The organism is Isoptericola maris, from assembly GCF_048065335.1.
Taxonomy (GTDB): domain Bacteria; phylum Actinomycetota; class Actinomycetes; order Actinomycetales; family Cellulomonadaceae; genus Isoptericola; species Isoptericola rhizosphaerae.
The window spans coordinates 512,590-520,956 of the sequence record NZ_JBLUNY010000002.1; the positions used below are offsets into that span (position 1 = coordinate 512,590).

The 8,367-nt window shown below is 73.1% G+C and carries 10 protein-coding genes and 2 pseudogenes; 4 read left to right on the top strand and 8 right to left on the bottom strand.

What is annotated here, in order from left to right:
- Nucleotides 1-14: 14 nt before the first annotated feature.
- The 4 genes and pseudogenes from ACH5HR_RS06590 to ACH5HR_RS06605 form a co-directional block, all read right to left on the bottom strand.
- Nucleotides 15-721, bottom strand: a pseudogene (locus tag ACH5HR_RS06590) (N-acetylmannosamine-6-phosphate 2-epimerase).
- Nucleotides 718-1,167 (bottom strand): ROK family protein, encoded by a 450-nt coding sequence (locus ACH5HR_RS06595; protein ID WP_416476880.1) that lies wholly within the window; start codon nucleotides 1,165-1,167, stop codon nucleotides 718-720. Before ACH5HR_RS06595 ends, ACH5HR_RS06590 begins: the two are co-directional and overlap by 4 nt.
- 29 nt (nucleotides 1,168-1,196) lie before the next feature.
- Nucleotides 1,197-2,021 (bottom strand): ABC transporter ATP-binding protein, encoded by an 825-nt coding sequence (locus ACH5HR_RS06600; protein WP_416476882.1) that lies wholly within the window; start codon nucleotides 2,019-2,021, stop codon nucleotides 1,197-1,199.
- Nucleotides 2,011-2,400 (bottom strand): annotated as a pseudogene (locus tag ACH5HR_RS06605) (oligopeptide/dipeptide ABC transporter ATP-binding protein); the annotation flags it as partial. The pseudogene ACH5HR_RS06605 and the gene ACH5HR_RS06600, both read right to left, overlap by 11 nt.
- Before the next feature lies 1 nt (nucleotide 2,401).
- Here ACH5HR_RS06605 and ACH5HR_RS06610 point away from each other — a divergent pair.
- A complete protein-coding gene (locus ACH5HR_RS06610) occupies nucleotides 2,402-2,773 on the top strand; it encodes a hypothetical protein (RefSeq protein ID WP_416476884.1) in 372 nt (123 codons plus the stop codon).
- Between the two features lie 58 nt (nucleotides 2,774-2,831).
- Here the strand turns inward: ACH5HR_RS06610 and ACH5HR_RS06615 are convergent, their stop codons facing one another.
- Nucleotides 2,832-3,137 carry a DUF5808 domain-containing protein gene (locus ACH5HR_RS06615; RefSeq protein ID WP_402378130.1) on the bottom strand — a complete coding sequence of 102 codons (306 nt, stop codon included), beginning with the start codon at nucleotides 3,135-3,137 and terminating at the stop codon, nucleotides 2,832-2,834.
- A 150-nt stretch (nucleotides 3,138-3,287) separates the two neighbouring features.
- Between ACH5HR_RS06615 and ACH5HR_RS06620 the strand changes: the two genes are divergently transcribed.
- Entirely contained in the window at nucleotides 3,288-3,854 is a 567-nt protein-coding gene (locus tag ACH5HR_RS06620) for a type 1 glutamine amidotransferase domain-containing protein (RefSeq protein ID WP_416476886.1), read from the top strand.
- Between the two features lie 64 nt (nucleotides 3,855-3,918).
- Here ACH5HR_RS06620 and ACH5HR_RS06625 read toward each other — a convergent pair whose 3' ends face one another.
- Nucleotides 3,919-4,398 carry a nitroreductase family deazaflavin-dependent oxidoreductase gene (locus ACH5HR_RS06625; RefSeq protein ID WP_416476888.1) on the bottom strand — a complete coding sequence of 160 codons (480 nt, stop codon included), beginning with the start codon at nucleotides 4,396-4,398 and terminating at the stop codon, nucleotides 3,919-3,921.
- Between the two features lie 18 nt (nucleotides 4,399-4,416).
- Nucleotides 4,417-5,520 carry a PQQ-dependent sugar dehydrogenase gene (locus ACH5HR_RS06630; protein ID WP_416476891.1) on the bottom strand — a complete coding sequence of 368 codons (1,104 nt, stop codon included), beginning with the start codon at nucleotides 5,518-5,520 and terminating at the stop codon, nucleotides 4,417-4,419.
- A gap of 45 nt (nucleotides 5,521-5,565) precedes the next feature.
- On the opposite strand from ACH5HR_RS06630, the gene ACH5HR_RS06635 reads away from it, so the two are divergent.
- Both ACH5HR_RS06635 and ACH5HR_RS06640 read left to right on the top strand, forming a co-directional pair.
- Nucleotides 5,566-6,339: a thioesterase family protein gene (locus ACH5HR_RS06635; RefSeq protein WP_416476892.1), complete on the top strand. Its 774-nt coding sequence runs from the start codon at nucleotides 5,566-5,568 to the stop codon at nucleotides 6,337-6,339.
- A 76-nt stretch (nucleotides 6,340-6,415) separates the two neighbouring features.
- Nucleotides 6,416-7,243 (top strand): aldo/keto reductase, encoded by an 828-nt coding sequence (locus tag ACH5HR_RS06640; protein WP_416476894.1) that lies wholly within the window; start codon nucleotides 6,416-6,418, stop codon nucleotides 7,241-7,243.
- 380 nt (nucleotides 7,244-7,623) lie between these two features.
- Here the strand turns inward: ACH5HR_RS06640 and ACH5HR_RS06645 are convergent.
- Nucleotides 7,624-8,367, bottom strand: a 744-nt coding sequence (locus ACH5HR_RS06645; RefSeq protein WP_416476896.1) for an ISL3 family transposase, incomplete at its 5' end; no start/stop codon positions are given.

Below are 8,367 nucleotides of genomic sequence, written 5' to 3' on the forward strand. Positions count from 1 at the left end.
CGCACCGGCGCCCGCTACGGGACCGGCCCGGCGGCCTCGCGCACCGCCTCCGCGAACCACGACGCGATCGTCGTCGGGTGCGTGATGGCGGTCCCCACGCACACCCCGTGCGCGCCGCGTGACAGCGCGGCGGCCGCGGCGGCCGGGTAGTGCACCCGGCCCTCGACCACCACGGGGAGCGCGCAGCGCTCACGGACCTCGTCCAGGAGGTCCAGATCCGGCCGTCCGTGCGGGGACGCTCGCCGGTGTACCCCGCGAGCGTGGTGCCCAGCAGGTCCGCGCCGGCCCGCTCCGCGGCCACCGCGTCGTCCACGGAACCGCAGTCCGCCATCACCACCGCGCCGGGGTGCACGGCTCGGATCGCAGCGATCGTGGCCGCCAGGTCCCGGCCGTCAGGTCGCGGACGCCGGGTGCCGTCCACGGCGACGACGTCCGCACCGGCGGCGAGCACCGCGAGCGCATGGTCGACGGTCGGCGTGATGAGCACGCCCTCCTCGCCGTCCTTCCACAGTCCGACCACGGGCACGTCCACCACCGGGACCACGGCCCGCAGGTCGTCGATCCCCTGGATGCGCAGCGCCACGGCACCGCCGGCGACGACCGACCGGGCGACCTGCGCCGTCGTGCGCGGGTCGCGCATCGGCTCGCCCGGGTACGCCTGGCAGGAGACGGTCAGACCGCCTCGCATCGCCTCGACGGCATCGGTGCCCGTGGCGGTCATCCGTCCTCCTTCGTGGCGAGGGCCTGGCGTGCCGTGTGCGCAGCACCGACCAGCGCCGCTCGTGCACCGAGCGCCGCCGGTCGGATCTCGACGTCCGCCAGCACCTCGACGAGCTCCGCCCGCGCCGTGCTGCGCAGGACCTCCCACCATCGCGGGCCCGCCCCGGCCACGCCACCTCCGACGACGACCACGTGCGGGTCCCACACCGTGACGATCCCGGCGACGGCCCTGCCGAGCGCCGCCGCGGCGCCGTCGACCACCCCGCGGGCGATCAGGTCGCCCCGATCGGCCCGGTCGACGACGCCGTGCGCGTCGGTGCACCCCGCCTGCACGCCGGAGGCGACGAGATGCTCCGTCAGACGTTCCAGCGAGGGCACGTCGATCTCGCCCGCCTCGGTGAGGGGCGTCAGCAGGGGCGGGACGATCCCGCGGAAGTGGTGGTTCACGGTGGTGCTCCGATGTGGTGGTGGGCGGACTAGAGCAGGGCGGGCGCGGCGGCCAGCAGGGTGCGGGTGTAGTCGTCGGCGGGACGGTTCAGGACCTGCTCCGCGGGACCGCTCTCGACGATCCGTCCGCCGCGCATCACGACGAGGTCGTCCGAGACGTGGCGGACGGTCTGGATGTCGTGCGAGATGAAGACCATCCCCAGGTTCAGCTCGGCCTTGAGGTCCGCGAGCAGGTTGAGGATCTGCGCACGCACCGACACGTCCAGCGCCGACGTCGGCTCGTCGGCGACGATGACGTCCGGTTCCAGCGCGAGCGCACGGGCGATGGCCACCCGCTGCCGCTGCCCTCCGGAGAGCTGCCCTGGCAGGGCGTCGAGGGCGGAGGCCGGCAGCCCGACCAGGCGGACCAGGTCCCGGACGCGGGCGTTCCGCGAGGCGGACGTCCCGACGCCGTGCACGTCCAGCGGGTCCCGCAGCGCGTCGGCCACCCGCAGGCGGGGGTTCAGGGCCGTCGTCGGGTCCTGGAACACCACGGACACGACCCGGCCGATCCGGCGCCGGATCCGCGGAGTGTAGCGCCGCACGACCTCGCCGCGGAACCGCACCGTGCCCGACGACGCGGGCTGGAGCCCCACCAGCACCTTCGCCATCGTGGTCTTCCCGGAACCGGACTCGCCCACGATCCCCAGGGTGCGTCCCCGGTGGACCTGGATGCTGACGTCGTCGACGGCGTGCACCCGCTGGGCGCGCAGGAGCGAGCCCGTCCGGGAGCGGAAGACGACGTGGACGCCGTCGAGCTCGACGAGGGGGCCTCGCCGGCGGCCTCCGCCGTGGTGAGGGGATTCATCGGGCACCTCCGGAGACGAGCGGCTCGTCCTGCGAGACCGCAACCAGATGGTCCGGCTCGTCGGCGACCGGCTCGAGCACCGGACGCGGACCGCTGCCGGTCGAGGGGTTCGACGAGCGGGGTGCGAACCGGTCGCCGGTCGGGAAGTCACGCGGGGAGGGCACCGTCCCGGGGATCTGGTGGAGCCGTTCGGCCCGCGACTCGATGGACAGCACAGCGCCGAGCAGGCCACGGGTGTACTCGTGGCGCGGGTCGGCGAGCAGCTCCGACGTGGGCGCCTGCTCGACGACCTGACCCGCGTACATCACCGTCACGCGGTGCGCGAGCTGCGCGACCAGCGCGAGGTCGTGGCTGACGAACACCAGGGCGAAGCCCAGCTTCTCCTGGGTGCTCAACACCCCGGACGCCGAACCGGGCGCGATCGAGGTCACCGGCGGCAGCCTGATCGACCCGCAGGAGACGTACGCCGTCGGCGACACGCTGCGGTACACGTACACGGTGCGCAACCTCTCGGCCGCCACGACCACGGTGGTGCCCACCGGGAACCTGGACCACCTCGACCCGGCCGAGGCCGCGCAGAACTGCCGCTACCGCGGGCTGGGCGGCGACGCGGGCTATACCTGCACGTTCGCCCGGCACACGGTGACGGCGCAGGACGTCGCGGCCGGCGGGTTCACGCCGACCACCACCTGGACGTCGACGTCCTCGGACCACGTGACCGTCGTCGAGCACGAGGGCGAGCGGGTCGGGCGCGGCTGAGCGACGGCCCGGACGGACGCCCTCGGCCCCGCGGCGGCGCGGTGGCCGCGGGCGTCCGTCAGGCGGCCAGCCTCTCGCGCACGACGGTGACGACCCGCCCGAGGTTCACCGTCCAGCCGACGCCGAACACGTGCGGGCTGAGGAAGTGCTCCCCCTCCGGATCCCACACGCGTTCCTTGACGCGCTGGATGGTGGGGATGCGGAACTCGTAGGGCACGAACCCGGCGACCGTGCCGTGCCACTCCCGCTCCGCAGGATCCTTCTGGAGCTCCTTGGTGACGGCCGCGACGACGAGCGCGAACATCACCAGCTTGAACAGGCTCGGCGGTCCGCCGCGCTTCGTGCCGTCCTTGTGCGATCCCATCGTGACCTCCGCTCGTGGGGCTGTCCGTCCATCCTGCCGCGCTCGGGTGCCCCGGTCCACAGGTCCCCGAACGCCGTCCTGTCCGGGTGCGTCCATCGCCGTGCGTGCCTACGGTGGCCGACCCGACCGACACCCGCGGAAGGAACGACCATGGCAGACACCGATCTCACGGGCCGCACCGTCCTGGCCATCGTGACGAACTACGGAGTCGAGCAGGACGAGCTCGTCGTCCCCCTCGAGCACCTGCGCGAACGCGGTGCCGTCGTGACCCTCGCCGCCACGACCACCGACGACGTCGCCACTCTCGTGGGCGACAAGGACCCGGGCCGCTCGGTGCCCGTCGACGTGGCGCTCGACGACGTCGACCCCGCCGGCTTCGACCTCCTGCTCGTCCCCGGCGGCACCCTCAACGCCGACTCGCTGCGGCTGGAGGAGACGACGTCGCGCATCGTGCGGTCGTTCACCGGGTCGGGCCGCCCGGTCGCGGCGATCTGCCACGGGCCGTGGGCGCTCGTGGAGGCCGGCGTCCTCGGCGGCAAGACCCTCACGTCGTACCCGTCCCTGCGAACGGACATCCGCAACGCCGGAGCCGCCGAGTGGCGCGACGAGGCCGTCTGCGTCGACGACGCCGAGGGGTGGCGGCTCATCACGTCCCGCAACCCTGGCGACCTCGACGCGTTCGGCGGCGCGATCGACGACGCGCTCAGCGCCGTCTGACCAGCCCGCCTCCCCGACGCCATGGTCAGCGTCGAGGGCGGGGGGCTGGCCTCAGACGGCCGGTTCAGCCGCGGCGCGGGCGGGCCGGGAGCAGCTCGAAGACCGGGTGCCGGTCCGCCTCGGCGGCGAACTCCTCCACGGGCGCGTCGGTGCCGGCGGCGAAGTAGGGCCGCGTGGCCGGCGCGATCCGCACGTACTCGCGGAGGATCGGCCCGGCGTCCTGCGCCGGCACCTCGCGGACCAGGTACGTCTGGCGCTCGAACAGGCGGTGCAGCAGCACCCGGCCGTCGGCCCTGGCGTTGTGCACCCATGACACCACGCCGTAGGGCGACACGAGCCACCGCGAACTACCGCCGGTGACGACCGTCGCCGGGTTGGTCCGAGGCCGGCCGCTCTTGCGGCCGCGCGTCGTCAGCAGCGAGGTGCGCGGTACCAGGTGCAGGCGGACGAGCGTCCGCATGACCGTGTCCTCGGCGCGACTGACGCGGCTCGAGCGGAACTGCTTCGCGGGCTGCGGGCGGCCCGGCGTGGACGACTCCGACATGTCTCGACGGTAGACGCCTCAGCGCCGCACGTCGACGGAGAGGATCTGGTCGTCCTCCGGGCCCGGTGAGCCGCGTCCGTCCGTGTTGCTGGTGACGAGCCACAGGCGGCCCTCGGGTCCGGGCACGGCGTCGCGCAGACGGCCGTGCTCACCGGCGTAGTGGTCGGTCGAGGTGGACGGGTCGTCCACCGGCACAGCGCGCAGCACCTGGCCTCGCAGGTTCGCGATGAACAGCGTCCCGTCCAGGTGCGCCATCCCGCTCGGGCTGGCCTCCGACGGCGGCCACTGCTGCACGGGGTCGACGAACTCGTCGTCCGCGCCGGCGTCCCCGGCGCCCTCCACCTCCGGCCAGCCGTAGTTGGCACCGGGCGTGATCACGTTCAGCTCGTCCCACGTGTCCTGGCCGAACTCGGTGGCGAACAGGGTGCCGTCGTCGGCCCATGCCAGCCCTTGTACATTGCGGTGACCGTAGCTGTACACCAGCGATCCGTCGAAGGGGTTGTCGACCGGGACCTCGCCGTCGGGCGTCATCCGCAGGATCTTGCCGCCGAGCGAGCGGAGGTCCTGCGCACGGTCCGGGACCCCCGCGTCCCCCACCGTGGCGTACAGCATCCCGTCCGGCCCGACGGCGAGGCGTCCGCCGTCGTGGACGCTCGCCGCCGGCAGCCCGTCCAGGATCGTCGTCGGCTCCCCCAGGCTCAGCGCCCCTGGTTCGCCCGCCAGGTCATAGCGCTGGATACGGTTGCCGCCCGCGGCGGTCGAGCAGACGTACAGTCGGCCGTCGTCGTCCAGCGCCAGCCCGAGGAGACCGCCCTCGCCGGCCGCCTCCACGCCGTCGACCACCCCGACCTCGCGGGGCGTCCCGTCGTCGGCCAGCTCGAGGATCCGGGCACTGTCGCGCTCGCTCACCAGCGGCGTCCCGTCGAGCAGCACCACGGACCACGGCGCGTCGAGGTCTGTGGCGACCGTCGTGGGCGCCCCGGCCGCCGAGGTCGCCGTGCTCCCGCCGCCCGTGGCGTCCCCGCCGTCGGACGTCGTCGGGCCGCACCCGCCCAGCAGGGCGCCCGCCGTGGCCAGCAGGACCAGGCCGTGAGATGACGCCGTCGTCCGCCGTGTCCCCATGGGTCCAGCAGACTACGCCGGAGCGGCTCCTGTCAGGATGGCGCCATGGCCTACTTCCGACGCACCGGCGCTTCCATGTTCGACCCGACCCCCGCCGTCGGCGGCGCCTGGAACACCGCCGAGCAGCACGTCGCCCCGACGTTCGGCCTGCTCACCCACCTCGTGGAGACCGATCGCGCCGCCCGGGGGCGCGACGACCTCGCCGTGACGCGGCTGTCGTTCGACGTCTGGGGCCCCTACCCGCTGGAGTCGATGGAGACGGCGGTGCAGGTGCTGCGGCCAGGGCGGGGCGTCGAGCTCGTCGAGGCCACCGTCTCCTGCGGCGGACGGCGGGTGGCCACGCTGCGTGCCTGGCTGGCCGGCGTCGGCGACACGACGGCGCTGGCGGACGGTGCCCCCGCCGCGATGCCGGGACCGGACGAGACTCCGGCCTGGGACCCGACGACGGACTGGCCCGGCGGGTTCGTCGCCTCGATCGAGGTGCGTCGCAGCCTGGAGACCCCCGGGCGTGGCCGGGTGTGGGCGCGCACGGACGTCCCGCTGCTCGACGGCGAGGAGGTCGGCCCGCTCGCACGCACGGCCGGGCTGCTGGACGTCGCCAACGGCATGACCGTCCGCAGCGACCCGCGCCGCGTCGCGTTCCCCAACCTCGATCTCACCGCTCACCTGTTCCGGGCGCCGACCGGCGGCTGGCTGGGACTGGACACGACCGTTACGTTCGGACCGAGCGGCGCGGGGCTCACCTCCGCCGTCCTGCACGACGCCGACGGCGCATTCGGGCGGCTGGCCCAGACCCTGGTGGTGCGCGACCTCTCCTGAGCGTGGTGGGCGACGGCGGGGGTCGGCGCGTACCGTCTCCTCGAGGAGCGTGCCACCCATCCACGAGGAGGACCCGATGCCCGAGACGACCCCTACCGCCGACCCGCTGCCCCGCATCGGGTTCGGCACCGCCGCCCTGAAGGGCCGGCACGGTGCGGAGACGATCGCGGAGGCGTTGCGGACGGGCTACCGGCTGATCGACTCGGCGTTCAACTACGAGAACGAGGGAGCCGTGGGCGCGGCCGTGCGGTCCAGCGGCGTGCCCCGCGACGAACTGATCGTCACCTCCAAGTTGCCCGGCCGCCACCATGCCCACGCCGCCGCGCTCGAATCGGTCGAGGAGAGCGTCTACCGCACCGGCCTGGACCACCTCGACCTGTACCTGATCCACTGGCCGAACCCGTCGCAGGAGCGCTACGTCGAAGCGTGGGAGGCCCTGATCGAGGCGCGCGAGCGCGGGCTGGTGCGCGCCATCGGGGTGTCGAACTTCCTGCCCGAGCACATCGACCGGCTGGTGGAGGCCACGGGCGTGACCCCCGCGGTGAACCAGGTCGAGCTGCACCCCTACTTCCCGCAGGACGAGCAGCGTGCCTACGACGCGTCGCGCGGCATCGTCACCGAGGCATGGAGCCCCATCGGGCGGGCGAACGAGATGCTGCGGGACCCGCTGCTGACGCGGATCGCCGAGGGGCACGGCGTGAGCGTGGCCGAGGTGATCCTGGCGTGGCACGCTCGGCTCGGTGTCCTGCCGCTGCCCAAGGCGACGGCGTCCGAGCGGCAGCGGCAGAACCTCGCCGCGATCGACCTGGAGCTCACCGACGCCGACGTCGAGGCCATCGCGTCGCTCGCCCGGCCCGACGGCCGGACCCACGACCAGGACCCGGCGGTCTACGAGGAGTTCTGAGCCGGGCGGCTCGTCGCGCGTGCTCGCCACGGCGCAGAGACCGAACACGACATCCTCGGCGTGCAGGTGCCGCCGGATGTCGTCGACGAGACCAGGAACCGCAAGGTCGAGTCAGTTGCACAATTGGGTGCGGGATCCGGCATAACTTGACTTATCGGCTCATGCCGTCTTGACCGCGAGAGGCCTGCTGAGCTGGCAACAGCGAACCGTATCCTCGGGCCATGAAGCGAACCGAGATTGGCAACCTCGAGCTGCAGGTGGCGTGCTGGGACCACGAAGAGACTCCGGTGTGCGCCGATGCGATGGCGATGGAGCAGGTGCCAGCGAGCTAGGGCCCGTCTCCGATTCGGACACCTCGCGGTCGCGCCACCCATACTGGCTCAACGCAGATGAGGGTGTAGCCGGGGTCTGAAGCCGCCGGCTTCGAGGAGTGATCGGGCGATGTAGTGGGTCAGGTTCCGGAAGCCGAGCGCGGAGCCTCGGAGGTGTTCGAGTCGGCCGTTGATCGCCTCCGTCGGTCCGTTGCTCGAGCCTGGTAGGTCGAAGAACGCCAGCACGTCGGCGGCGCGCTTCTTCAACGTCCGCCCGAGCGTGACGAGCTCGCTCAGGGCCGCCGGAACGCCGCGGGCCACCGAGTCGATCACCGCGGTCATGAGAGCACGGCCCTGGGCGCGGTCGGGGTGGCGGTAGGCGGTGATCATGCGCTGGTAGATGCCCCAGGTCGCCTCGACCTCGACGTGCTCCTCGATCGCGAACAGGGCCTCGATCCTGGTCGTCTGCTTGTCGGTGAGCAGGTCGGCGCCGGTGTGCAGGGTCCGCCGGGCACGATAGAGCGGATCCTTGGCGCGGCCGCGGTGGCCGTGCAAGTCTTGTTGGACTCGGCGGCGGCAGCGGTCCAGGGCATCACCGGCCAACTTCACGACGTGGAACGGGTCCATCACCGCGACCGCGTCGGGCAGCTCTTCGGCAGTGGCGGTCTTGAACCCGGTGAAGCCGTCCATCGCGACGACCTCCACCGCCTGTCGCCATGTCTTCGGGCGGGTGGCGAGCCACTGCTTGAAGGCCTGCTTGGAGCGCCCCTCGACCATGTCGAGCAACCGGGCGGATCCGGTGCCGTCGCGGAT